Annotated in this window: 22 protein-coding genes; 15 read left to right on the top strand and 7 right to left on the bottom strand. The window is 70.9% G+C overall.

What is annotated here, in order from left to right; translation table 11 throughout:
• Positions 1 to 609 precede the first annotated feature (609 nt).
• A complete protein-coding gene (locus tag I6J71_RS07125; protein WP_204093987.1) occupies positions 610 to 1,233 on the bottom strand; it encodes a TetR/AcrR family transcriptional regulator in 624 nt (207 codons plus the stop codon).
• Between the two features lie 199 nt (positions 1,234 to 1,432).
• Here I6J71_RS07125 and I6J71_RS07130 point away from each other — a divergent pair, with 199 nt between their 5' ends.
• The 4 genes from I6J71_RS07130 (at position 1,433) to I6J71_RS07140 (ending at position 5,419) form a co-directional block, all read left to right on the top strand.
• Positions 1,433 to 2,089, top strand: a complete 657-nt coding sequence (locus I6J71_RS07130; RefSeq protein WP_239154493.1) for an SDR family NAD(P)-dependent oxidoreductase — start codon at positions 1,433 to 1,435, stop codon at positions 2,087 to 2,089.
• Between the two features lie 74 nt (positions 2,090 to 2,163).
• The gene (locus I6J71_RS07135; protein WP_204093988.1) at positions 2,164 to 3,963 is read left to right on the top strand and encodes an NAD(P)/FAD-dependent oxidoreductase; all 1,800 of its coding nucleotides are present in this window, start codon (positions 2,164 to 2,166) and stop codon (positions 3,961 to 3,963) included.
• Positions 3,960 to 4,544, top strand: a complete 585-nt coding sequence (locus I6J71_RS47770; protein WP_239154494.1) for an SMP-30/gluconolactonase/LRE family protein — start codon at positions 3,960 to 3,962, stop codon at positions 4,542 to 4,544. Before I6J71_RS07135 ends, I6J71_RS47770 begins: the two co-directional genes overlap by 4 nt.
• Complete coding sequence (locus I6J71_RS07140) at positions 4,466 to 5,419, top strand: hypothetical protein (RefSeq protein WP_239154495.1); 954 nt, start codon at positions 4,466 to 4,468, stop codon at positions 5,417 to 5,419. The genes I6J71_RS47770 and I6J71_RS07140 overlap by 79 nt, the downstream gene beginning before the upstream one ends.
• A 313-nt stretch (positions 5,420 to 5,732) precedes the next feature.
• On the opposite strand, the gene I6J71_RS50385 is transcribed toward I6J71_RS07140, so the two are convergent.
• Positions 5,733 to 6,035, bottom strand: a complete 303-nt coding sequence (locus I6J71_RS50385; protein WP_204093989.1) for a hypothetical protein — start codon at positions 6,033 to 6,035, stop codon at positions 5,733 to 5,735.
• A 422-nt stretch (positions 6,036 to 6,457) separates the two neighbouring features.
• On the opposite strand from I6J71_RS50385, the gene I6J71_RS07150 reads away from it, so the two are divergent.
• From I6J71_RS07150 to I6J71_RS07160, 3 genes are all read left to right on the top strand, one after another.
• Positions 6,458 to 6,853, top strand: coding sequence for a type II toxin-antitoxin system VapC family toxin (locus I6J71_RS07150; RefSeq protein WP_204093990.1), 396 nt, complete (start codon positions 6,458 to 6,460; stop codon positions 6,851 to 6,853).
• A 573-nt stretch (positions 6,854 to 7,426) separates the two neighbouring features.
• Positions 7,427 to 7,819 (top strand): beta-ketoacyl synthase N-terminal-like domain-containing protein, encoded by a 393-nt coding sequence (locus I6J71_RS07155; protein WP_370542091.1) that lies wholly within the window; start codon positions 7,427 to 7,429, stop codon positions 7,817 to 7,819.
• Between the two features lie 86 nt (positions 7,820 to 7,905).
• Positions 7,906 to 8,811 (top strand): ribonuclease Z, encoded by a 906-nt coding sequence (locus I6J71_RS07160; protein WP_204093992.1) that lies wholly within the window; start codon positions 7,906 to 7,908, stop codon positions 8,809 to 8,811.
• A 1-nt stretch (position 8,812) separates the two neighbouring features.
• Here I6J71_RS07160 and I6J71_RS07165 read toward each other — a convergent pair whose 3' ends face one another.
• Positions 8,813 to 9,751, bottom strand: coding sequence for an RNA polymerase subunit sigma-70 (locus tag I6J71_RS07165; protein WP_204093993.1), 939 nt, complete (start codon positions 9,749 to 9,751; stop codon positions 8,813 to 8,815).
• Positions 9,752 to 9,814: 63 nt separating this feature from the next.
• Between I6J71_RS07165 and I6J71_RS07170 the strand changes: the two genes are divergently transcribed.
• Both I6J71_RS07170 and I6J71_RS07175 read left to right on the top strand, forming a co-directional pair.
• Positions 9,815 to 10,156 (top strand): VOC family protein, encoded by a 342-nt coding sequence (locus tag I6J71_RS07170; protein ID WP_204093994.1) that lies wholly within the window; start codon positions 9,815 to 9,817, stop codon positions 10,154 to 10,156.
• A gap of 69 nt (positions 10,157 to 10,225) precedes the next feature.
• Positions 10,226 to 13,582 carry a TM0106 family RecB-like putative nuclease gene (locus I6J71_RS07175; protein WP_204093995.1) on the top strand — a complete coding sequence of 1,119 codons (3,357 nt, stop codon included), beginning with the start codon at positions 10,226 to 10,228 and terminating at the stop codon, positions 13,580 to 13,582.
• A gap of 2,709 nt (positions 13,583 to 16,291) precedes the next feature.
• Here the strand turns inward: I6J71_RS07175 and I6J71_RS07180 are convergent.
• A complete protein-coding gene (locus I6J71_RS07180) occupies positions 16,292 to 17,050 on the bottom strand; it encodes a DeoR/GlpR family DNA-binding transcription regulator (protein ID WP_204093996.1) in 759 nt (252 codons plus the stop codon).
• A 57-nt stretch (positions 17,051 to 17,107) separates the two neighbouring features.
• On the opposite strand from I6J71_RS07180, the gene I6J71_RS07185 reads away from it, so the two are divergent.
• From I6J71_RS07185 to I6J71_RS07200, 5 genes are all read left to right on the top strand, one after another.
• Entirely contained in the window at positions 17,108 to 17,617 is a 510-nt protein-coding gene (locus tag I6J71_RS07185; RefSeq protein WP_370542092.1) for a TetR/AcrR family transcriptional regulator, read from the top strand.
• Positions 17,614 to 17,781 (top strand): hypothetical protein, encoded by a 168-nt coding sequence (locus I6J71_RS50390; protein WP_370542093.1) that lies wholly within the window; start codon positions 17,614 to 17,616, stop codon positions 17,779 to 17,781. The genes I6J71_RS07185 and I6J71_RS50390 overlap by 4 nt, the downstream gene beginning before the upstream one ends.
• Positions 17,778 to 18,539 (top strand): NAD(P)/FAD-dependent oxidoreductase, encoded by a 762-nt coding sequence (locus tag I6J71_RS07190; protein ID WP_239154496.1) that lies wholly within the window; start codon positions 17,778 to 17,780, stop codon positions 18,537 to 18,539. The genes I6J71_RS50390 and I6J71_RS07190 overlap by 4 nt, the downstream gene beginning before the upstream one ends.
• A 386-nt stretch (positions 18,540 to 18,925) precedes the next feature.
• Positions 18,926 to 19,681 carry a hypothetical protein gene (locus I6J71_RS07195; protein ID WP_204093997.1) on the top strand — a complete coding sequence of 252 codons (756 nt, stop codon included), beginning with the start codon at positions 18,926 to 18,928 and terminating at the stop codon, positions 19,679 to 19,681.
• A gap of 583 nt (positions 19,682 to 20,264) precedes the next feature.
• Positions 20,265 to 20,525 (top strand): PLD nuclease N-terminal domain-containing protein, encoded by a 261-nt coding sequence (locus I6J71_RS07200; protein WP_204093998.1) that lies wholly within the window; start codon positions 20,265 to 20,267, stop codon positions 20,523 to 20,525.
• A gap of 53 nt (positions 20,526 to 20,578) precedes the next feature.
• Here I6J71_RS07200 and I6J71_RS07205 read toward each other — a convergent pair whose 3' ends face one another.
• The gene (locus I6J71_RS07205; protein ID WP_204093999.1) at positions 20,579 to 21,097 is read right to left on the bottom strand and encodes a lytic polysaccharide monooxygenase auxiliary activity family 9 protein; all 519 of its coding nucleotides are present in this window, start codon (positions 21,095 to 21,097) and stop codon (positions 20,579 to 20,581) included.
• A 252-nt stretch (positions 21,098 to 21,349) separates the two neighbouring features.
• On the opposite strand from I6J71_RS07205, the gene I6J71_RS07210 reads away from it, so the two are divergent.
• The gene (locus I6J71_RS07210; protein ID WP_204094000.1) at positions 21,350 to 22,711 is read left to right on the top strand and encodes an NAD-dependent succinate-semialdehyde dehydrogenase; all 1,362 of its coding nucleotides are present in this window, start codon (positions 21,350 to 21,352) and stop codon (positions 22,709 to 22,711) included.
• Between the two features lie 554 nt (positions 22,712 to 23,265).
• Here I6J71_RS07210 and I6J71_RS07215 read toward each other — a convergent pair.
• Together I6J71_RS07215 and I6J71_RS07220 are read right to left on the bottom strand one after the other, a co-directional pair.
• Positions 23,266 to 23,859: a TetR/AcrR family transcriptional regulator gene (locus tag I6J71_RS07215; protein ID WP_204094001.1), complete on the bottom strand. Its 594-nt coding sequence runs from the start codon at positions 23,857 to 23,859 to the stop codon at positions 23,266 to 23,268.
• Positions 23,860 to 23,864: 5 nt separating this feature from the next.
• The gene (locus tag I6J71_RS07220) at positions 23,865 to 24,722 is read right to left on the bottom strand and encodes an alpha/beta fold hydrolase (RefSeq protein WP_204094002.1); all 858 of its coding nucleotides are present in this window, start codon (positions 24,720 to 24,722) and stop codon (positions 23,865 to 23,867) included.
• Positions 24,723 to 24,798: the final 76 nt, after the last annotated feature.

A 24,798-nucleotide genomic window follows, 5' to 3' on the forward strand; every position in this document is an offset into this window, starting at 1 on the left:
GTAAACTACGCACCTAAAGCTGTACAGTTTAGGCTGCGTATATTACTTGCTGAAGCTGGCGGGTGCGGATGGCATGGCCGCTCGCGCACGTCGCACCGGCTGGTGGTGCTGCCTCGGGTTTTGGCGCGGCCTGGGCTTCGATCGACCCGGGCGGTCTGGTGGGAGAGGCCGCCTGCGCAGGCTCGATCGCGGGTCCCTTCGCCATGGCGGCGTGGCGGGAGTGGTGGCGCGGCCGATGTTCGTCCGGGTCGGGCGGCCTGGCGGACGCGGACTCCGGCCGGCCCTGTCACCGGAAGCTGCAGACTGACGGCGCAGGTCCGCGTTGGGTGGCCGATGTTTGGTGGCGCCGGGCAGTGTGGCGGGAGGGACGCCGTGCGGTGCGATGGTCGGGAACCTTGATGCGACGCGGCGTGTGGCCGACGTTGGTGCGCTTGATGTTCGGCCGGGCCCAGGCGGTCTGTGGCGACTTTCGGGCGGGCCCGGCGGCCGGCAACGGAGTGGCGGCGGGCGGGTAGCGCCGTCCGCTGCGTGTGGTGCGGGCGGGTTTCGAGTCGAGCGCGTGGTGGCGGTGTGGGTCGGGCGGGTGAGGCTGCGAGAGCGGGCAGCGGGTCAGGAGGTGAAGCTGCCTGCGGCGACCAGGAGGGCCTCGCGGATTGCGGACTCGTAGCCGGTGATGTCGGGGTTGTCGTGGGAGGCGTAGTGCTCGACGCCGACGCGGAGGGCGACGTTGAGCATCGCGGCTTGCACCGTGGTGACCAGGTCGGGCTCGGGCAAGCCGGCGCGGTGGGCGAGGGCTTCGGCGAAGACCGGCTCGGCCGCGCGGTGGGCTTCGAGCCACACCGCGCGCAAACCCGGTTCGGTCCGGGTCAGGCGGACGAGGCGGAGCATCGTGCGGGCGTCGTCGGCGGCTTCCGTGAGCGGTGTGCGCGCGATGGCCAGCAGGTCGGCCAGGCCCTGGTCCTTGCGCCACGACCGCAGCTGCCGGGCGGTGCTCTCGATCCCTCCGGTCAGCAGCGGCATGATGCAGCTCTCCTTGGTCGGGAAGTACCGCCACAGCGTGCGCGACGAAATCCCGGCCGCCTCGGCGATCTCTTCGCCCGACGTCCCGGCCACGCCCTGGGCGAGGAAGAGCCGCACGGCCGCCCGGGCGACCTCCAGCCGGGTCTCCGCCTTCCGCCGCTCCGTCAGCGGCGGCCGGCCCAGGCGCGCCGGCGTCTTCTGATCGTGGGGCATGTTTCCTCCTCGCCGAGTCCGACCAGTCTACTTACTGGCACTTGCTGACTAGATGGCTCTTACTGACAAAAAGTCGTACCCTTCACCCCATGGCACATACCGACGACTTGGCCGGCAGCAGCGTCATCGTCACCGGTGCGGGTTCGGGCATCGGACGCGCCGCCGCCTGCAGTTCGCCACCGCGGGTTCGAAGGTCGTGGTGGCCGACGTCGACGGGGACGCGGCCGCAGCGGTCGTGAAGGAGCTCGCCGCGAAGGGCTGCGCCGCGGTTGACGTGGTCGGTGACCTGAGTGACCCGGTGGTGGCCGACGAGGTGATCGCGACCGCGGTGAACACCTTCGGTGGTGTGGACGTCCTGGTGAACAACGCCGGCATCATGGACTCGATGTCCGCCGTCGCCGACGTAAGCGACGCCGAGTGGACCCGCGTGCTCGCGGTCAACCTCACCGCGCCCTTCCTGCTCACGCGCGCCGCCCTGCCGCACCTGCTCGCCCGCGGCAAGGGCGCGATCGTCAACACCGCGTCGCAGGCGTCGTTGCGCGGAAGCGCCGCCGGAGCCGCGTACACCTCGGCCAAGCACGGCTTGATCGGACTCACCCGCTCGATCGCCGTGATGTACCGCGACTCCGGCATCCGCGCCAACGCCATCGCGCCCGGCGGTACCAAGACCGGCATCACCGTCGATGCCGACCCCGCGGCCCACGGGCCACAGGTCCTGGCGCGGTACCTGCCCAACCTCGGCCGCGTCGCCGAAGCGGAGGAGCAGGCCGCGGCCATCGTCTTCCTCGCTTCCGACGCCGCGGCCAACATCAACGGCGTCGTGCTGCCCGTCGACAACGGCTGGGCCGCCGTCTGAGCGGCAGCGCGCTCCACCCGCCGCCGCCGGCTCGGCGGCAGGCGCATTCTCCGTGCACCAAGGAAAGGCAGGGCATGTCCATCACCGCCGGCGTCCCCAACGAGCTGGGCTTCGACCCGGAGGCGCTTCGCGCCAAGTACCGGCACGAACGGGATCGCCGCATCCGCCCCGACGGCCCCGGGCAGTACCAACCCGCCGAAGGCGCGTTCGCTGAAGACCCGTACGCCGAGGGCGACTTCGAGCGCGAGCCCCTGCAGGACACCGTCGACGCCGTCGTCATCGGCGGCGGGTTCGGCGGACTGCTCGCCGCGGCGCGGCTGCGGCAGGTCGGCGTCGAACGCATCCGGGTCGTCGAGAAGGGCGGCGACTTCGGCGGCACCTGGTACTGGAACCGCTACCCCGGCATCCACTGCGACATCGAGTCCTACGTCTACCTGCCCCTGCTCGAAGAGCTCGGCTACGTGCCCGAGTGGAAGTACGCGCCTGGCGAGGAGATCCGCCGGCACGCCCGCGCGATCGGCCGGCACTTCGGTCTGTACCGCGACGCCTGCTTCCAGACGGCCGTCACCGGGCTGGCGTGGGACGAGGAGGCCGTCGACTGGCTCGTGACCACCGATCGCGGCGACCGCATGCGGGCGCGCTACGTGGTGGTGTCCAACGGGACGCTGGACCGGCCCAAACTTCCCGGCATCCCCGGCATCGAGTCGTTCGGCGGGCACCTCTTCCACACCAGCCGATGGGACTTCGGCTACACGGGTGGTGACGCCGACGGTCGTCTGCACAAGCTGGCCGACAAGCGCGTCGCGCTGATCGGCACCGGTGCGACGGCGATCCAGGTCGTGCCCCACCTCGGCCGCGACGCACAGCAGCTGTTCGTCTTCCAGCGCACCCCATCCACCGTGGATGTTCGCGACAACCGGCGCACCGACCCTGAGTGGGCGGCCTCGCTGACGCCCGGCTGGCAGCGGCGCCGGATGAACAATTTCCTGGACATCGTTGCCGGCGGACCTGCCGTCACCGAGGACCTGGTGGCCGACGCCTGGACGGCCAGCGCGCACCTGCTGCACAACCTCACCCCCGTCGAGGTACGGGACGGGCTGACGCCCGAGGATCGCGAACGCCTCGACGAACTCGCCGACTTCCGGAAGATGAACGCGATCCGCGCTCGCGTCGCGGAGATCGTGCAGGACCCGGAGACGGCCCGGCTGCTCGAACCCTGGTACCGCTACACCTGCAAACGGCCGACCTTCAGCGACGAGTACCTGCAGACGTTCAACCGCCCCAATGTGACGCTCGTCGACACTGCGGACCACGGCGGTGTCGAACGGGTCACCGGGGACTCCCTCGTGGTCGGCGACCGCAAGTACGAAGTGGACTGCATCATCCTCGCCACCGGCTTCCAGGTCGGCCGGTCGGACGTGCTGACCGGCCGCCTGCCCGTGTACGGACGCGGCGGCACTGCCTTGCTGGCGCACTGGAAGCAGGGGCCGCGCACCCTCCACGGTTTCTACAGCGACGGCTTCCCCAACCTGTTCACCATGGGCTCGGTGCAGAACGCCGCCTCGGTGAACTTCACCCACATCCTGGACCAACAGGCGATCCACATCGCCGAGGTCGTCGCCCAGGCCGGCAAGCGCGGTGCCCGCTGGGTCGAGCCGAGCACCTCGGCCGTGGACGCGTGGGTCGCCAGTCTCGGCGAGAACTCGGAGGCGCTGTACAAGTTCCAGGCCGAGTGCACCCCGGGTTACTACAACAACGAGGGCAAACCTCGCCTGCGCGCCGGTTACGGCAAGGGCGCGGTGGCGTTTCACGCCTTGCTCGAGCACTGGCGTGACAACGGCGGCCTGGACGACGTCCTGGTTGACGCTGAGTGAGTGCGTTCAAGGGGTCCAACGGCATCACGTTCGGCTCCGACGGCCGGTTCTACGTCGCCGAGTTTCTCGGCGGGCGGATCAGCGCGGTGGAGCTCGCCACCGGTCCGGTCGACCTCGTGGTGCCGGCGGGTGGCGCGGTCCAGTCGCCCGATGACCTCGCGTTCGGCCCGGACGGCTCGATGTACATCACCGACCTCGTGCCGGGCCGGGTGTGGCGGCGCGACCCGGCCGGCGACTGCACGCTGGTCTCCGACTCGGTGACGATGCCCAACGACATCACCTGCGTCGGTGATCGGCTGTTCGTCAACGAGATGCGCGTCGGCGGGCGGTTGCTCGAGCTGTTTCCGAGCGGCGGGGGCCCGGTGGTGCTCGTCGAGGGCCTGGCGATGGGCAACGCGATGCAGCTCGGTTCGGACAGGTGCTTGTCTACCCGCACATGCTCATCGGCGCGGTCTTCCGGGTCCGACCGGACGGCGGTGAACCCGAGCTGGTCGCCGAGGACGTGGTCCAGCCGGTCGCGGTGCACTTCGACCGCGAGGGAACGCTTTTCGTCCTGTCGCGGGACGCCTCGGGGATCGTGACGCGCCTCGACCCGGCAGGCGGCCGGCAGCTCCTGACGACCGGGATCATGAGGGTGGACAACGCCGCGTTCGACGACGACAACCGGATGTACGTCTCGAGTTACGCCGGCGGTGGCATCGCCGAACTCCGCCCGGACGGCGAGATCCGGCAGATCGTGCCGCAGGGCCTCGTCGGCCCTTACGGCGTGACGGTCGACCTCGGCGGCGCGGTTTACGCGGCCGACCACTACCGCCTGGCTACGCCGGAGGGCAACGAGCTCACGCCGTACGCGCACGGGATCGTCGCCGACCGGGGACAGTTGCATGTGACCTCGCAGTACGGCGACGTACGCACGTATGACCCGGCGCCGCGCCGGCGCGCCGGCGAAATCGCGAGGCCGACCGGCATCGCGGTGCGCGACGACGGCGTTCTCGTGGTCGCCGAGGCGGACGCCGGCCGGGTCGTCGCGATCGCCGCCGACGACACTGTGGCCGATGGCTTCGACACTCCGGTCGACGTGGCCTTCGACGGGCAGAACCGGTGCTACGTCAGCGATGAAAGCGGTGTCGTCCACCGGATCGACGACGGGCAACCGCTCCCGGTCGTGGAGGGGCTGGAATTGCCGCAAGACCTCGCCGTCCGCGGCCCCGAGCTGCTCGTGGTCGAAACCGGACAGCGGCGGCTGCTGGCCGTCGACCTGGCCACCGGTGCTCTGCGCGTCGAGACGACCGACCTCGAACTCGATCTCCCGGAGCAGAGCCGGCGGGCGCTGTTCGCCGCCGGACTGCCGGGTTGCCCGCGCCCGTTCGCGGGGATCGCCGTCGGCCCGGACGGCGCCGTGCACGTTTCCACCAGCGGCAAGATCGTGCGCATACCGCAGCATCCGGCCACGTGACCCGGCCACGCGAGGGGACCCGAGGTGGAACACTCGTCTCAGCCGGCCGATCACGGCTTCGTCCCCAAGCTCGACGCCGATTGCCTCGGGACCGTCACCTCGAGTGGTCTCGCGAGATTGCCAGGGTCTTCGGAGTCGGGGCAAATCGAGGTGCGCACGCCACAACGTGGCCAGCACACCGTCCACAATGGTCATGACAGGATCCGGTCCAGCCGGGTAGAAGTCCATGCCCTCACGTTACCCACGAACATCGAACACCTGCACGATATCGATCGGGTGAACCAGGCGTGCGCGGCCGTACAGTCCGAATAGGTCAGAGCTGCACGGATCCGCCGCCTGCAGGCCAGCAGTTCGGGGACGATGTTGGAGATGCCGTTCGCCACGGCGCCTTGCTCACCACCACTGACTTCGCGATCGCCGTGTTCGGCAGGCCCTGCGCCGTCAGGCTGAGCGCCTCCAGCTCGCGCGCGGTCAGGTCGTCTAGGGAACCCCGGCTGTCCGGCAGCATCTGCGCCACGCGCACCGGCATTGCCGCACCTGTGTGGAGTTTGCCCGCGAGGGGAGCGCTGATGGTGCGCGACACGACGGACTGGCGCGGTGCCGCGGTCAACGCCACGAAGAAAACCTCTTCGGCCCCACGGAGCTGACGATCACCGTCGCCGGTTACCGGTGGGACTCCGCGTCGCCGTCCACGGGGCCACGACCGCTTGTTGCTCGGTGAGGGCGACGTCGGGGACCCGAAGAGGTGAACTCGCCGTCGCCGGCCCACTGCTGGCACTGCACTGTCATCAGCGCCTGCGGCGAGCGCCCGGTCATCGAGCTCGCGTGCTGCGCGAGCTCGTGCCCGAGGGGGGGTGATTCCCCGCCACTACCGCCACGTTGACGAGTTCCCTCAACTCCGATCGGAAGATCGGTCGCAGGCGGCCGTGCCGCTCACGCCGGTCGGCTGACGACGACGCACGGGCAGGCTCCGCCGGTCTTGCCGGTGGGGCGGGCCTGTGGCGTGTCGTACCCTGAGCGCGGGAGAGGAGCTCACCGATGGCGAAGTACGTGATCGGGCCGGACGTGGCTGTCCGGCTGGCCGAGGAGCGGGCGGAGGTACGCGACGAGCACCAGCTGCTCGCGCCGACGTTCATCCGGTCGCACGCGCTCTCCCTGCTCTACGCGCGCGTGCGGCGCGGGGAGCTGCCGAAGAAGGCCGCCGAGCGGCAGCTGGACTTCATCCGCGGGCTGCGGATCCGCCTGCTCGGCGACCGCGTGCTGCAGGCGACCGCGTGGAAGGTCGCCGAGGAGCTCGGCTGGGCCGACACGTACGCCGCCGAGTACGTGGCGCTGGCGCGGTTGCACGCCGACGCGTTGGTGACCCTCGACGAGGAGCTCGCCCGCGACGTGAAGGGTCTTGTGCCCGTCGCGGCGTTCGACGCACTGATCTGAAGCCCCTGGCCAAAAGGCTTGTTCCGCCACGGGTTTCCGGCCGGAACAGGCGTTTCGCCGTGCACGGTGAGGGGTCGTTACCGCTGTGGCCGCGTGCGCGCCCACGGCTGACTTCGCCTGCATTGTCGGGTGTTGCTCGAATTCTGCGGGAGTGGCAGTCGTAAACGTTACTTCGCCCGTCCGAACTCTCCTCGACGAGGCGGTGGCTGACGCACCGCCGGTGGACCCGGCGACGAAAACTTCCCGCTTCGAATCGGTGGTGGCCAACGCCGAGCCGGAGCCGGTCGTCGCAATGGACGATCAGGTCCACTGTGGAACGGGGTCGAATCGGCGAATGGTTGCTGCACGGTCGGGCGCTCGGTGCGGAGGCAGTCTACAGTGGACTAGCATGAGCCGGGCGAACGACGAGGCTGTCGCGATCGTCGGCGCCGCGTCGCCGGTGCAGTGGCACTTCGTGACCGGCGAGGTGCGCACGACGAGCGGGTTGCTGTCCGACAAGCCGGGCAGCAGCTACGGCACCGCGGGCGGCTGCACGACGCCGGCTTCTGTGGCATCGCGCCGCGCGGGGCGGCGATGGACCCGCAGCAGCGGCTCGTGCTGGAGACCGCGTGGGAAGCGCTGGAGTGCGCGAAGATCGACCCGACGACGCTGCGCGGCACGCCTGCCGGTGTGTTCATCGGCGCCGAGGCGCAGGCGTACGGGCCGCGGCTGCCTGATGCCCCCGACGGCCTCAACGAGCGCCTCTTGACCGGCAACGCCCTCAGCGTCGTGTCCGGCCGAGTCGCCTGCTCACCAGGTCTCGAAGTCCCGGCGCTGACGCTCGACAGCGCGCGCTCCGGTTCGCTCGTCGCACTGCACCTGGCCGTGCAGGCACTTCGCCGCGGTGAGGCCGCCGGGTCCCGGGTGGTCTGCGACCGGCCAATGTCGGAAACCGAAGATCGACTGATGCGGACCGTGTCCGCGTGAATTCGCAGCGCGATGTCGATCACGGCAGCCGCCCGGAATTCGACCGGGCGGCCGTCGGCGTTGCGGGGTGGAGAAGGATCGACGCCATGTCCCGACGCGAGCTCGTCGTGCTCGGCTCGGCGAGCCAGACACCGACCCGCCACCGCAACCACAACGGCTACCTCCTCCGCTTCGACACCGACGGCCTGCTCTTCGACCCGGGTGAGGGCACGCAGCGCCAGATGGCCCACGCCGGCGTGGCGGCCAACGAACTCACCCGCATCTGCGTCACCCACTTCCACGGCGACCACAGCCTCGGCCTGGCCGGCGTGCTGCAGCGCCTGTCGCTCGACGCCGTCGCTCACCCCGTGCGCTGCCATTACCCGGCGACGGGCCAGGTGTACTTCGACCGGCTGCGGCACTCGACCGTCTACCAGGAGCGAGTGGAGATCGTGCCCGCTCCCGTCGGCGAGGGCTGGCGGGACGGGCCGCTGACGGTGTTCCCGCTCGACCACCGCATCGACTGCTTCGGCTACCGGTACACCGAACCCGACGGCATCCGCATGCTCCCCGACCGCCTCGAGGCCGCCGGCGTTCGCGGTCCCGCCATCGGCCGCCTGAAGGTAGAGGGCTCGCTGGACATCGACGGCCGCACCGTGCACGTCGCGGACGTGAGCCGGCCGAAGCCCGGCCAGGTCGTCGCGTTCGTCATGGACACCCGGCTGTGCCGGGGTGCCGTCGACTGCGCCCGGTACGCGGACCTGCTGGTCGCCGAATCCACCTTCCGCGCCGCCGACGCCGAGCTCGCCACCCGCTACGGCCACCTCACCAGCACCGACGCCGGCCGGATCGCCGCGGAGGCGGGCGCCCGCAAGCTCGTGCTGACCCACTTCTCGCAGCGCTATCCCTACGAAGAAGCCGATGCGTTCGGGGAAGAAGCGGCGAAGGTGTTCGACGGTGAGATCGTCGTGGCGCGGGACTTCGACGTGATCCCGCTGCCGCGCCGCCGTTGAGTCACACCGAAGTCGGCAACCCGAACGACGGAAAATGCTCCGCGCCCAGGAACGACGTCAGCGCCGCGATCCGCGAGTCCCGCAGCGTGAGCACGGTGATGCCGAACGCCGTGAACGGGCCCGCGCCTTCGTGGCGGAGGTAGAACGCGACGGCGGGCTGGGCGTTCGCGGTGACGAGGCGGTAGCGCCACGAACCACAAGAGGTGAGCGGCACGCGAACGGCGAAGTCGCGCACGTCGGCCAGGCCGCGATACCACTCCGGGGCCGGTGGCATGGACCACGTGACGTCTTCGGTCAGCAGCGCCACGAGTGCGTCGGCGTCCCCATCGGCGAGGGCGTCCGCGAAGGCGGTGGCGATCGCGCGGACGTCGACGTCCGGGGCGGCGGGCACGCGCGAAGGGACCAGCCGGCGGGCGCGTTGCAAGGCGCTGTTCACCGAAGCCGTGCTCGTGTCCATCACCGAAGCGATCTCCGCGGCCGAGAAGCCGAGCACCTCGAACAGCAGCAGCGCCGCCCGCTGGTTACCCGGCAGGTGCTGCAGCGCGGCGACGAACGCCAGCTCCACGGCCTCGCGTTCCTCGTAGCGCGCTTCGGGCCCGGCGTCGGGGTAGGGGCCGATCCAGCGGACGTCCTCGTGCGCGTCACCACCCGGGCCGAAGTCCACGGGCAGCGCGCGGCGGCCGCGGGCGGCCACCAGGTCCAGACACGTGCGAGTGGTGACCGTGTAAAGCCACGACCGCAGTGAGCTGCGTCCTTCGAACCCGGCCAAGCCGCGCCACGCGCGCAGCAGTGCGTCCTGCAGGGCGTCGTCGGCGTCGTGGACCGAGCCGAGCATGCGGTAGCAGTGCGCGTGCAGCTCCCGCCGCAACGGCTCGACTGCGCGCGTGAAGGCGGCGTCGTCCCCGGCGCGCGCCAGGGTCAGCTCCGCGAGTTCGCCCACGAGCGATGATTCTGCCGCACCGCCGGAGTCTCCTCTGTGAAACCACCCATCGAAGGAGGACTCATGACCCCGGTCTGGTTCGACGTCTCGACCCCTGACGCCGCCCGCGCCCGCCGGTTCTACGGCGAGCTGTTCGGCTGGCCCGTGACCGCGATCGACGACACCTACGCGCTGATCGGCGACCCCGCCGCGCCCGGCGGCGGCATCGGGCAGGCCGGTCCGGACAGCCCGTACGTGGGGCTCGTCGTGTACTTCGACGTGCCGAGCCTTGAAGAAGCCCTCTCCAAGGCCGAGCAACTCGGCGGCAAGCGGACGCTCGACCCCGTCGGCCTGCCCGACGGGAACCGCATGGCGGTGTTCACCGACCCCGACGGGAATCCGGTCGGGTTGCGGCAGCGGGCGTGACGCGGGCCGTCGGCGTGTCGGTGGCCAGGTGGCCGGGGCACGCCGGCGGCCGTGTCAGACTCGCCTGCGATGTACACGCCGTCCGATCTCGCCGACCTGCTCGAGTGTGAACACCGGAGCATCCTCACCCAGGCGCTGGCGGCGGGGCTGCCCGGCGCGCCGCGGCCCGGTTCGGGACCCGATCAGCTGGCCGTGAAACACGGCCGGGCGCACGAAGAGGCGACGCTCGTCCGGTTGCGCTCCGATCGCCCGGTCGTCGAGATCGACGAGCGCGACCCGGCCGTCGCGGCCAAGGCGACGGAAGAAGCGCTGCGGGCGGGCGCGCCGGTCGTGTACCAGGCCGTGTTCCACGACGGCGAGTTCTCGGGCCGCGCCGACTTCCTGCTGCGCGACGACGAAGGCCGCTACGAGGTCTACGACACCAAGCTCGCCCGGCACGCGAAGCCTTCGGCCGTGGTGCAGCTGACCGCGTACGCCGACGCGCTGCGCCGGGCCGGGTGGCCGGCCGGGCCGAACATGCACCTGCTGCTGGGCGACGGCACCACGCGCACGCTGCGCGTCGACGACTTCCTGCCACTGCTCGACCGCCTGCGTGCGCGGCTTCGCAACCGCCCGGCGCGGCTGCCCGTGCAGCTGTGGGCCGACGAACGGCCGGCGTGCGGCGCGTGCGGCTTCGCGCAGTATTGTTCGACGGCGCGGGAAGCGGACCGCGACCTGTCGCTCGTCGCCGGAATGCGCGGCGACCAGCGGCGCAAGCTCGTGACGGCCGGGCTCGCCACGATCGACAAGCTCGCCGCCGCCGGTCCGGACGACCGGCCGCGCGACATGTCCGCGAGCACGTTCACCTCGTTGCGCGCGCAGGCCGCGATCCAGGTGCGCCAGGACGAAACGGGCGAGCTCGCCTACGAGGTGATCGACCCCGCGGCGCTCGCCGAACTGCCGCCCCCGAACCCGGGTGACGTGTTCTTCGACATGGAAGGGGACCCGTACGCGCTGGCGGGCACGGGGCTGGAGTACCTGTTCGGGGCCGTGACGCCGGACGGGGAGTTCGTGCCGTTCTGGGCGCACAACCGGGCGCAGGAGAAGAAGGCGTTCGAGGACTTCGTCGACTTCGCCGTCGCGCGGCTGGCCGAGCACCCCGGCGCACACGTCTACCACTACGCGCCGTACGAGGTCACGGCCATCAAGCGGCTCGCGGCCGTGCACGGCACCCGCGAGGAAGCTGTCGACGGGCTGTTGCGCAGCGGCGCGCTGGTGGACCTGTACGCGGTGGTGCGCAAGGCGTTGCGGGTCGGGCAGCGGTCGTACTCGATCAAGTACCTCGAGCCGCTCTACATGCCCGCCGCGCGCGAGGGCGACGTGAAGACTGCCGTCTCCAGCATCGAGGCCTACGAGGACTACCTCACGCTCACGGCCGCCGGCGAGCCCGAGCGGGCTGCCGAGGTGCTGCGCGGCATCGGCGACTACAACGAGTACGACTGCGTGTCCACGCTGCGGCTGCTGGAGTTCCTGCACCGCGTGCGCGAAGAAGCGGGCATCGAGCTCGCGACGCCGGAGCCGGAGTCCGAAGTGGACGCTCTGCTGCGCGAGACCGAGGAGGACGTCGCCGCCGAGCGCCGGGCCGAACGGGCGGCCGCACTGGCGGCGCTCGTGGACCCGTTGCTGGAGGGGCTGCCCGACGACCCGGCGGACTTCACGCCGGACGACCGGGCTCGCGTGCTGCTCGCCGCGTCCGTCGGCTACCACCGGCGTGAGACGAACCCCGCGTGGTGGGAGTTCTTCCGCCAGCTGGCCGCGCCGCTGGGTGACCTTGAGGTGGACACGACGTGTGCCGTGCCCGTCTCGATGTCGGTCGGTGAGTGGGTGCCGCCGTCGGGGCGGCTGCGCACCGCGAAGCGGACGCTCGTGCTCGCGTGCGACCCGGACCGTCCGCACCCCTTCGCGCCCGGTGACGACGTGCGGCTGCGTTACGGCGCGGACGCGCGGGACGCGAAGGTGGTGGCGTCGTCGGCGGTCGAGCTGACGCTGGAGGAGAGCAGCGCGCCCGACGCGACGTCGAACGACCGTCCCGCCGCGGTGCTGCCGGGTAGCCCCGTGCGGCCGGCGCCGAAGGACGAGGCCGTCGCGGACCTGGCGCGGCTGGTGGGCGAGACACTGCCGGAGCTTCCCCGGCACCCGGGCGTGGACCTGTTGCGCCGTTCGGAGCCGCGGCTGCGCGGCGGGGGCGCGTTGCCGGCGCCCGGTGAGGACCTCGTCGCGACGGTGATCGAGGCCGTCGACGCGCTCGACGGTTCGGTGCTGGCGGTGCAGGGCCCGCCGGGGGCCGGGAAGACGTACCTGGCGGGGAAGCTGATCGCGCACCTGGTGCGCTCGGGCAAGACGGTCGGGGTCACGTCGAACAGCCACAAGGCCGTGGAGAACGTGCTGTCGGCCGCGCTGGGCAACGCGCCTTCGCTGGCGTGCGCGAAGCGCGCGAAGCGCACGCCGGATCCTGCCGCGCCGTGGGAGCAGCCGAAGAACAACGACGCGCTCGTGCGCTGGCGTGAGGAGCACGACACCGGCCACCTCGTGGGCGGCACGGCCTGGACGTTCGCGAACGCCGCCGTGCGCGCCGAGCCGTTCGACGTGCTGGTGATCGACGAGGCGGGCCAGTTCGCGCTGGCCGACGCGCTGGCCGTGTCGATGTGCGCGAAGAACCTGGTGCTGCTGGGTGATCCGCAACAGCTGCCGCAGGTCGTGCAGGGCACGCACCCGGCAGGCGCCGAGGCGTCCGCGCTCGGGCACCTGATCGGCGAGGCCGACATCATCCCGCCGTCGTTGGGCTACTTCCTCGACCAGACGCGGCGGATGCACCCGGCGGTGTGCGCGCCGGTGTCGCGGCTGTCATACGCGGGGTTGCTGCACTCGCACCCGTCGGCGTCCCGCTCGATCGACGGCTTCGCCTCGGGCCTGTACCTGTCGTCGGTCGATCACCGGGGGAATACGACGCGATCGGTCGAGGAGGCGGCCGAAGTCGTGTCGGTGATCTCGTCGCTGCACGGGCGCTCGTGGCAGGGCCGTCGGCTTACCGACGAGGACTTCCTCGTGGTGGCTCCGTACAACCTGCAGGCCCGCGTCGTCACGCGCGCCCTGGCCGACGCCGGGTACGGCGAGGTGCGGGTGGGGACGGTCGACCGGTTCCAGGGTCAGGAAGCTCCGGTGGTGGTGACGACCATGACGTCGTCGTCCGCGGTCGATCTACCACGCGGGCTGGACTTCCTGCTGTCGCGCAACCGGCTGAACGTGGCGCTGTCCCGGGCGCAGTCCGTGGCCGTGCTCGTGTGCTCTCCGCACCTGCTCGAGGCCGACATCCGCACCGTCGACCAGATGCGGCTGGTGTCGGGGATGCTCGGGTTGCTGCAGGACGCGCTGCCCTGGCCCGGCTGAAGACGGGCGTGCCCCCGCGCCCGCCGCTGCGGAGGAGAACTCGCGCGGTCCGGGAACGGGGGCACTCGATCCCGCCCGCGCCGATGGGGGTCCGGCGGGTGCGAGCGGGAGGTTTGGGGTGAGGGCTGGATGCCCCCGCTCCCGCCGCGGCAGTGGGAGTCCGGCGGCAGGAGCAGGAGGCACATGAGCCCGCCCCGCGCTGCCGTGGGGGAGGGGCGCAGCGGGGCGGGGTGGTTCGGGGGTTGTCAGGACCGGTGCGGGGGTCGCCTCTCGGCGGGTGGCGCGACCCGGGGCCCTTGCGGGCTGTCCGGGAGGGCGATGGGTGGAGCCCGGGGACACCACCGCACCGGCAGTCACTTGTAACGCTGTCCGGCTGCGGATATTCCGTTGATCCACAGTGGACGTGGAAGGGGGTGCTCCCGCTCCCGGCTCCGCCGGCTGGGGGTCCGGCGGGCGAGAGCAGGAGCACTGGCGCCCGCCCCGCGCCGCGTGGGGGAGCGCTTGGCGGCGGGACGGGTGGCTTGTCGCGCCGGTACGGGGGTCGCCTCTCGGCGAGTGGCGCGACCCGGCGCCTCGCGGCTGTCCGGGAAGGCAAGGGGTGAGGCCCGGGGACCCCTCCGTACCGACACCCCGTACAACGCGCCGGGCCCGCAGATGTTCCGCCGCCGCGAAGTGACGTGGGTCGCGACCTTCTGCGTGAGCGATCGCTGACGCAGTTGACGGTACACCGCTGTACCCCGAAACGGCCGGAGTCCTTTTCGGACGCTCATCCTCGCAGCTACGGGCCGCGCTCCATCCTCGCCGAGTTTTTGTGTGGCCCCCTGGGCGCGGAAGGGGGACTACCAGGGGGCCTGGCCCGCCGCCCGGTCGGGGGAATGTCGAGGCGGAGCGGGTTGACGCAGACACTAGCGGTAGAAGTCGATCTAGGATCAGTCCACGAAACGGTGAACCAGGTGAAGGTTTCATTGACGCTTGGTGATCATCTCAGGTGAGCGGTCTGGTGGGGTTTGTCCACAGCCCTCGCGACTTGTGGACAGCTCGGCTCCTGCCGGCTCGCCCACCGGTTTTCGGCGGTGGCCGCCGGGAGGATGGAGACGGGGACGCCCCTTTGGGAGGCGGTTCCTAGCGGTCGTTGTGACACTGTTGGTCGTGGCCGGTGTCGGGTGACTGTGTCCTGTGTTCGTCGGGGCTGTCCCAGTCGGGGGTCGTGCGAGGGCGGTCGTTGAGCGCGGCCGCGACCGCGTCCAGGTGCTCAGCGGTGTGGGCGGCGAGTTCGGTGCCCTGGGGGAGGTACTGGCGGAGCGGCTCGTGGGTGTTCTTGTTGGCTGCGGTGCCACGGCGGGTGCGGGTCGCAGAAGTGGGCCGGCGTGCTGGTGGCCGGGGTGTACTGGCGGTGCAGGTGCCTCTCGCTGCCCCTGGTCCCGGGTCAACGACCGCCGCAACGGGTCAGGCAGTGTCGCGATCTTCGCGAGCCGAGCATCACCGACCAGCGTCGGGGTGTGGCCGTGGGGCGGGTGCAGCAGCATCAACCACCGGTGCCGTGACCACGGCAACAGCAGCCCGCCGGCGTTTCGCGGTCCGGTAGTGGATCCTGACCCACCGCGCTCTTCCCCGGTACCCACACCCGCTTCCACCAGCGCGAAACAGGCCGCCCATTCCCCGGGCACCCCTGACCAGACCCTCGAGATCCGCCCCCGACCTCGGTCGGGTTCCGATCTGGACACCCACGCACCCCCGGAACAAACGCAGGTGTTGCAACCACCCATGGACCGCCGGAGGGCGGGGGCTCGTCTCCGTCCGGGTTGGGGCCGGCAAAGGCTTGTGGCCCTGCTTGCAGGGTGGGCATGGTTCAGTTCCGTGATCGGGGGAGAGCCGTGCCCGCTGTGCGATCGTGTCTGATTCCTGTGGTGTGGTGATCGTCTGGCCCCGTGGCGGGATGAACGAGCTGCGTGAGCGTCTCGCGAGTGTGTCGGATCCGCGGATTCGGCGGCGTGCGCGGCTCTGGATGGGTCGGTTTTGGCGATCGCCGCGGCAGCGGTGGTGGCGGGAGGGCGGTCGTTCAACGCGTTGCGGGACTGGGCCGTCGATGCTCCGCAGCGGGGCGTGGCCGTGTTGAGTGCAATTCCGGTCAAGGCCGGTATGTGGCACCGGACGAGGTCACGGAGCGGCGCGTCGCGGGCTGTCTCGATGGTGACGCTCGTGACGGTGATCAGCAGCTGGCTGGCCTTAAGCAGCACGTTCGCGCGCACCGGCGCGTCGGAATGCACGTGCTCGCCGCCATCACCGACGAGAGGCCGCGGTGCTCGGCCAACGCCAGGCCCCTCGCGAGGGCGGGGCTTGTCTCCGTCCGGGTAGGGATGGGGCACAAGAAGCCTGGACGTCGGCTCGGTCCGGGTGCGCGTCGGCTCTGAGGCTCGCGCAATCCACCCGCCACGCAGGCCGTCGTGCTCGCCCGAACGCCGAGGTCACGTTCATTCGGAACGGCTCGCCGGCATCGCGAAAGGTTCGGGTGCGGCGGATCGAAAGGGCGGGAACCGGCCGGACTTCGGCTCGGTGCGCGAAGCGGCGCGTGGCAGGTGGTTCACCGGGCGGGGGTCGTCGTGTCAGGTGGAGCGAGTCGTTGGTCTCGCGGGGGCGCCGGGGCCGGCTTGCGAGCTGGCGAGGCACTCAACCGCGGTCGAGCCGCGCCACCGAGCCGGCCCCTTGAGCTCAAGCGACCCGGACGTCGACCCCGGCCTCGCGGAAGCGGCCCACCACGTCGGGCGGCGCCTCCTCATCGGTCACCAGCACATCCACGTCCTCGATGGCGCACACGGTCGCCAGCGCGGTGCGGGAGAACTTCACGCTCTCGGCCACCAGCACCGTTCGACGAGACGATCGGCGGGCCGCGCGCTTCACCGCCGCGTCTTGGAGATCGTGGGCGGTGACGCCGTCGTCGGGGGAGAGGCCGCAGCAGGTGAGGACGAGGGTGTCGAAGCGCAGGGCCGCGAGGGACGACTCCGTGATCGGGCCGACCATCGAGCCCTCGCCGAAGCGGGTGGTGCCGCCGGGGAGCAGGAGCGTGATCGAGGGGCTGGCGGACAGAACGGTGGCGCTCGGCAGCGACAGGGGCATCACCGTGAGCCGGCGCCCGGCGAGGGCGCGGGCGACCGCGAGGCCGCTGGTGCCGCTGTCGACGACCACGGCCTCGCCGTCGCGGACCAGCGAGGCGACCACTGCCGCGATCCGGTTCTTCGCGGCGGCCGCTTCGACCTCACGCAAGGAAAAGGGCAGCTCCTCGCCCCGCATCAGCAGGCTCACCGCGCCGCCCCGTACGCGGCGCAGCGTGCCCTGCTCGGCGAGCGCGTCGAGGTCGCGCCGGATCGTCACCTCGGACGTGTCCAGGGCGACGGCCAGTTCTCCGACGTCGACACGCCCGTCGCGCCGGAGCCGCTCGAGGATGCGTTCATGCCGGGGACTACCTCGCATGAGGCCGAACCTACCGCGCTTTCCTTCGAAAGGCAGCGACGTGTGCTGACTCTGGTCATGACCTCACCACGCAGCCGCCGGGAACGTCCCGCCAAGCCGGCCCTGACCCGCGCCGGGATCATCGCCGCCGCGGTCGCGGTCCTCCGGGCCGAGGGCTTGGCGGAGCTGGCCATGCGCCGGCTCGCGCAGGAGCTCGACACGGGTGCGGCGTCACTGTACGTGTACGTGCGCGACCCCGCCGAGCTCCACGCGGCCGTGCTCGACGAGCTGCTCGGCGAGATCGACCTGGACCTGAAGCACACCGGGTGGGCGCAGCGGCTCGAAGCCGTGCTCACGTCGCACGCCGCCGTGCTTTTCCGCTACCCCGGGCTCGCGCAATCGGCGCTCGTGGCCCGCCCCAGCGGCGAGAACTACCTGCGGCTCCTCGACACGCTGCTCGGGCTCCCGCCGAGGGCGACGTCCCGCGCGACCAAGCGGCCTGGGGCGTCGACCTGCTCCTGCAGCACGCCACCGCGACCGCCGCCGAGCACGCCGACGAGCGGCCCGACGAAGAGCGGCAGGCAGTGATCACGGCTGTTCGGGACGCGTCGCCCGACACACACCCGCATGTCGCCGCGGCCAAGGCCGAGCTCGTGTCCGGCGCTCCCGAAGAGCGCTTGTCCTGGGCGTTTCGCGCGCTCATCGCCGGCATCGTCCACGCCCCGCCACCGTTGAACGGAGAAGAACCGTGAACATCACCATCGTCGGTGCCGGACTGGGCGGGCTGATGCTCGCTTCGGTCCTGCGCCGCAACGGGCTCCACGCCACCGTGCTCGACCTCGACGCGTCACCGGCCGCGCGCCCAGGGCGGCACGCTGGACACCACGAAGAATCCGGCCAAGCCGCCCTGCGTGCCGCCGGCCTCTACGACCCGTTCCTCGACCTCGTGCACCCCGGCGGCGAGGCGCCGCGTGTGCTGGACCGGCACGGCACCGTCCGGCTGTCCGAAGAGGACGACGGCACCGGCTCGCGGCCCGACGTCGAGCAGGGTGAGCTGCGCGAGCTCTCGCCGTTGCCCGAGGGCACGATCCGCTGGGGCGCGAAGGTCGTGTCCGCGCGGCCACTGGATGGCGGTCGCCACCAGGTCCAGTTGGCGGACGGCTCGACGCTCGGCACCGACGTCCTCGTCGGCGCGGACGGCGCCTGGTCGCGCGTGCGCCAGCTGCTGTCGCCGGCGGTTCCCACGTACACGGGGATCTCGTTCGTCGAGCTCGACCTGCGTGCCGCCGACGAGCGGCACCCCGCGTGCGCGGCCCTGGTCGGCGGCGGGATGTTCATGGCGCTGGGCCCCGAAAAGGGCTTCTTCGCACACCGCGAGCCCGACGGCAGCCTCCACGTCTACGTCGCCCTGACCGTGCCCGAAACGTGGGCCGCCGGTGTCGACTTCTCGTCCGCCCGCGCCGTCGAGGAGGAGCTACTGGTCCGCTTCGCCGGCTGGGCCCGGAACTGACGGCGCTGGTCACCGAAGCCGACGGTGAGCTGGTGCCCCGCGCCATCCACGCGCTGTCTCGGCCACTCCTGGGACCGCGTGCCCGGCGTGACAATGGTCGGCGACGCGGCGCACCTCATGTCGCTCTTCGCCGGTGAGGGCGCCAACCTGGCGATGCGACGGCGCCGACCTCGCGTTCGCCCTGGCCGCCTGCGCCGGTGAGTCGAAAGCGCCCTGAGCAAGTACGAAGCCACGATGTTCACCCGCAGCGAGGAAGCCGCCCAGGGCTCCGCGGACAACCTCGCCGCCGCGTTCCGAACCGACGCGCCGGACGGACTGCTGGCGGTATTCCAAGGCCACTAAAAGATGTGGACTGGACCACTGCGCCCGGCACTACGCTCGGCGGCTTGTCGTTGCGGGGGAGTGGTCTGGTGCGCAGCCGCGGCCCGGTTGTCCTGCTCAGTGCCCTGGTCGTCGACTCGATGGGCACCGGGATGTTCCAACCCCTGTCGGTCCTGTTCTTCGCGAAGCTCACCATCGTGCCGCTGGCGCTGATCGGTGTGCTGCTCAGCCTGTCCACTGCCGTCACGCTCCCGGTTCCGCTGCTGGCCGGTCGCCTGGCGGACCGGACGGGGCCGCTGACGCTGGTGGTGGGAGTGCAATTCGCGCAAGGGGCCGGGTTTCTGCTCTACACCGCGGTGACCGGGCCGGTCGGCATCTTCCTCGCTTCGGCGCTGGTCGCGATCGGGGTGCGGTTCTTCTGGTCGTGCGTCTTCACCGCCGTGGCCGATTTTGCCGACGGCAGCGATGCACGCCGGGCCAAGGAAGAGTGGTTCGGCTGGGTCGCGACGACCCGCACGGCCGGCCTCGGCGTCGGCGGGCTCATCACGGCGGCCGCGGTCGGCATCGACACCCCGGTGGCCTGCCGCACGCTCGCCGTCGGCTCCGCGCTCTGCTTCCTGTGCGCGGGGGTCGCGATCGCGATCCGGGTGCGGGCGCCGAGGCGCGAAACCGCCGACGACCACGGCGGTTACCGCGGCATGCTCGGCGCGCGGCCGTTCCTCGCGCTCACCGGGCTGAACACGGTGTTCGCGCTGAGCAGCATGATGCCGGCACTCGGGCTGCCGGTGTTCGTGACGGTGGGGCTCGGCGGCCCGGCGTAGCCGGCGCCCGTGGTGCTGGTGGGCAACACGGTGTTCATCACGCTGCTGCGGGCGCCGGCGGTGCGGCTGGCGGCGCCGTTCCGGCGGACGCGCGTGCTGACCGCCGCGGCGGGGATGTGGGCTGGGTGGTGCGTGCTGTTCGCGCTGCTGGTGCCCGGGCAGCCGGGGTGGGTGCTGCCGGTTCTGCTCGTCGCCACGGTGCTGGTCTCGGCCGCCGAAGCCGTCCACGCACCCGTTTCCACGGCTCTGGCGAAAGAACTGTCGCCGACCGGGGCGCGGGGGCGCTGCCTCGCGGTGTACCAGTACTCGTTCACCGTGGCGGGGCTGGTGGCGCCGGCGTTCTTCACGTCGTTGTTCGAGGTCCGGTACTGGTTTGCCGTGGCTGGTGCTGGCGGTGGTGAACGCGCTGGCGGGCCTCGCGGTGCGCCTGCTGGAGCGCGTGGCTCATCCTTCCGCCGCCGCGGCTACCACTTAAGGGGTACGCCGGACGAGCCGTCGAGCCGATCCCCGCTGTGGCCGGTCCTCCCCATACTGGGCTCATCGCGTCCGAAGTGGACCGAACAGAACCAGGGAGAGAGGACCGATGAACTTCCCCACCGCGTTGGCCGCCGCCACCCAGCACGCCGCCGACGGGGCCAGTATCGCCGTGACCATCGGGATCGGTGTGGTGATCCTGCTTCCCGCGATCTTCTTCCTGGCCGCCCTCATCAGCATCCTCGGCAGCCCGCTCACCGGCGGCATGAAATTGGTCTGGGTCGTGTTCGCCTTCTGCGCGCCGTTCCTGGGGCCGCTGCTGTGGTTCATCGTCGGCCGCCGCAGCGCCGAGGCGGGCGCGTACCGCTAGGTCCACAGTGGAGGGATGCGGCGGACGGGCAGCGCGCCCGTCCGCCGCCTGCGTCAGCTCACCTGCAGGTCGATGCAGGAGTAGAACGCGTTGGCCGTGTCGGCGATGTTCCAGATGGCCAGCACGGTCTGGTGGCCCGTGCGGTTGCCCAGGTTCACCTGGTGCGACACGGTAGCCGGCGGCACCTGGTTGTTGCCGCTGAAGCTCGCGATGCGCGTGTTGCCGATGTAGTACTCGTAGGTGCTGGTCTTGTGCCGCGCGGTGAACGTCCAGTTGAACGTGACGGTGCGGCCCACCGGCGCCGCCCGCCATCCCTTGGTGTTGTCGTTCAGTTCGGCGAAGCGCGCGACTCCGCCGTTGCACGTGCGCTGTCCCCTCGGGCCTTCCACGCTCTGCGGTTCCCACTTGATGTCACCGCACGGCACCACGTTCTGCGCGCACTGAGCCTGCCGGCTCACCGGTGAGTTCACGTAGCCGTGTGCGCTCGCGGTGCCCACGGGACCCACCAGCACGATCACCGGTGCGACGGCGGCGCCGGCCAGAGCGGCCACGAGCTTGCGGTTCGTCTTCATACCTGGCTCCTTCGACAGGCGGGCCCGCTCCCACCGGTGGCCACGGGAAACGGGCACGGTCCAACGGCCGCGGTGGGAGGTGCGCGGGCGGGGAGAGGGTAGATATGGTCTAGACCATAACGAGATTCGGGCTTTTCGGTCAAGTGGTGGCAAACCATCTGGTGAAACGCGCTGGCTAGTGCATACTGTATGCAGTTTGTTAGTCTGGGGGCGTCCAGCCGCTTCGCCGACCCACGGAGGGCCAGCGCCGCCATGTACACAGTCACCGACCCGGCCACGGGTGAGCTGATCGAGCAGATCGAGAACACCACCGACGACCAGGTGCGCGACGCGATCGCCCGCGTCCACCGCGGGTACCTGTCGTGGCGGGAACGCCCGGTCGATGAACGGGCCGCGATCGTCGCGCGCGCCGCCGAACTGTTCGCCGAACGCTCCGACGAACTGGCTGCGATCATGACCCTCGAGATGGGCAAACGCGTCAACGAGGGCCGCGGCGAAGTCGGCATCGTCGTCGACATCTTCACTTACTACGCCGAACACGGCCCGGAGCTCATCGCCGACGAGCCACTGAAGATCCGCGGTGGTGACGCCGTGATCCGCAAGGAGCCGATCGGCGCGCTGCTCGGCGTGATGCCGTGGAACTTCCCGATGTACCAGGTGGCGCGCTTCGTGGCGCCGAACCTGGTGCTGGGCAACACGATCCTGCTCAAGCACGCGTCCATTTGCCCCCGCTCGGCCGTCGCCATCGAGGAGGTCCTGCGCGACGCGGGCGTGCCCGACGATGCGTACGTCAACGTATTCGCCTCGAGCAAGCAGGTGCCGTGGATCCTCGCGGACGACCGGATCGTCGGCGTATCCCTCACCGGCAGCGAGGCCGCGGGCGTCTCCGTGGCCGCCGAGGCCGGCCGCAACCTCAAGCGCTGCGTCCTCGAACTCGGCGGCTCCGACCCGTTGATCGTCCTCGACACCGACGACCTCGACGAAACCGTCACCACCGTCGCGACGGCCCGCATGCGCAACTGCGGCCAGTCCTGCAACGCGCCCAAACGGTTGATCGTGCTGGAGGAGCTCTACGACGAGTTCGTCGACAAGCTCACCAAGCGCGTAGCGGACTACTACCTCCCAGGTGACCCGGCCGACCCGGCGACGAAACTGCCGCCACTGGCGTCGATCGCCGCCGCCGACGAGGTCGCGGCCCAGGTGGCCACCGCCGTCCGTCAAGGCGCGACCCTGCGCACCGGCGGCCACCGCATCGAAGGCCCCGGCGCCTACCTCGAGGCCACGGTGCTGACGGACGTGACGCCGGAGATGGATGCGTATCGCGAGGAGATCTTCGGACCGGTCTTCCTCGTCTTCCCGGCCTCCTCCGACGACGAGGCCATCTCCATCGCCAACGACTCGCCCTTCGGCCTCGGCGCGAGCGTGTTCGGCACCGACCCCGCGCGCATGCGCCGCGTGGCGAACCGCCTGGAATCGGGGATGGTGTACTTCAACAAGTCCGGTGGGTCTCAGGCGGATTTGCCGTTCGGCGGGATCAAACGGTCGGGGATGGGCCGGGAGCTGGGACCGCTGGGAATTGAGGAATTCATGAACAAGAAGTCGATTCGCCTCTGACGTCGGCGAGTGGTCAGTGCTGGCGCTGTCGGGCTGTCTTGGGCGTCGGACAGCCCGACAGCGCTCGCGTTCTCGGCGAGCGCTGCGGGTGCGGTTGAGTTTCAGGGCCGTTCACGCGGGGTTGGAGTTGCGGTCGGCGGCGTCTTGACCACCCGTTCGATTTGACCGCTGCTGCTGGCAGGACCGTTGACCGCAGCTTCTGGCAGTATCGCTCATTGGGCCGCTGTTCCCGGTCTTGAGCCTTGAGGTGAAACGGCCGATCTCGTCTGCCTCGACGGCACCGCCGGGAAGATTTCGGAGCCCCGCGCTTCCGACAGCTGGCGATTCGGCTTCGAGCCCTGGTTTTCACGCGAATTGGGCTGCCGACGACCGATCGCGCCGCCTGCGTTCGTTGTGGCCCGTGGGTCGGGCGTGGTGCTTCGCGGCGGACGTGGATCCGCACTGGGCCGGGGTGGGGGCCAAGAGCGAGGCCGTGCAGCGCTCACAAATGACCCAGACCTCGGCGCAGTCGAAGCGAACCCCGTGCAAACCCAGCCGCAGTACGGGTGACGGGGTCAGTTCTTGCGCAGCAGCCCGCCCAGCCAGCCGGCCAGCACCGTCTGCGTCTCCGCGCGCACCGCGGTCGGGTCGTCGGCCGCGGCGATCATGCGGGCCGCCTCCATCACGGCGCTCAGGATGAGCTGGGCCAGGGTCCGGATGGGCGCGTCGACGATCAGGCCCTCCGCGTGGGCCCGCGACAGGGAAGTCACCAGCAGGCCCAAGCCGTGTTCGCCCTCGATTTCGCGCCAGACGTCCCAGCCGAGGACGGCGGGGGCGTCCGTGAGGGAGATGCGCTGCACCTCTTCGCGCAGGCACGCGTCCAGGAACACGCCGAGGGCCGTGGTCATGCCGGTCAGGGGATCGGTGCCCGAGGTCATCACCGCGGCGACCTCGGCGGTGAGTTCGATCTCGACCTCCTCCACGACCGCGCGGAACAGGCCCTGCTTGTCGCCGAAGTGGTGGTACAGGGCGCCACGGGTGACGCCGGCGGTGCGGGTGATCTCTTCGGCGGGCACGTCGTGGTAGCCGCGCGTCGCGAAGAGCACGCGGGCGGCGCTGACGAGAGCCGCGCGCGTGCTGTCGGAGCGTTCCTGCTGGGTGCGTCTCACCCGGCCTAATCTGCCATGACGCCCGCGAACTCCACGATGTGCCCGGCCAGCAGCTCCGGTTGGTCCTCCGAGACGAACGTGTACGAGTCCGCGATCTCGACGACCTTCGCGTTAGGCAGAACCTCCGCCAGGCGGTGCGCGAACCGGATCGGGAACAGCTTGTCCTCCGTCGCCCACGCCAGCAGCACGGGCGGTTCGAACGACCGCAGCTTCTCCGCTGCCGCCAGCGTGAGGCGCGGATCGACGGTGCGCAACAGCTTCCGCAGGTCGCGCCGCACGCCCGGCGACCGGCGCAGCCGCAGCAAGTAGGACTCCGCGACAACGGGATCGAGCGGCTTCTTCGTCACCCAGCCGAACAGCAGCGGCAACGGCCACAACGCCCGGATCCGCAGCAGTTGCCCCAGCACGGCCGTCGAGCCCGGCACGCGCGCGATCCGCGGCAGCGGCTTGAAGATCGGCGGGAAGAAGTACTCGAAGCTGTCCGACGGCGTCAGCACCACCCGCCCGACGCGCGACGGGTAGCGCGCCAGCAGCAGCTGCGTGATCGCGCCGCCGGTGTCGTTCGCGACCAGTGTGACGTCGTGCAGGTCGAGCGCATCGAGGAAATCGCCGAGCAGCGTCGACATGCCCGGGGCGCTGAGATCGGCGTCCGCGCGCATCGGGATCTCGTGCGCGCCCATCGGCAGATCCGGGGCCAGGCACCGGAAACCGGCCTCCGCGATGGTGGGCACGACCTTGCGCCACAGCTGTGCGTTCGTGAGCACCCCGTGCACGAAGACCACGGGTCGCCCCGTGCCGCGTTCGTGGTACCGCACCTCACCCTGCGGCAGGCGGATGAGGTGGTCCTGTCCGAGAGCTGTCATGCCGCAGACGATACATACATACTGTCTGTATGTAAATCGAGCCGGCAAAGAACTGGGCCCGCCGCACCCGAACCAG

This window comes from Amycolatopsis sp. FDAARGOS 1241, from assembly GCF_016889705.1.
Classification (GTDB): Bacteria; Actinomycetota; Actinomycetes; order Mycobacteriales; family Pseudonocardiaceae; genus Amycolatopsis.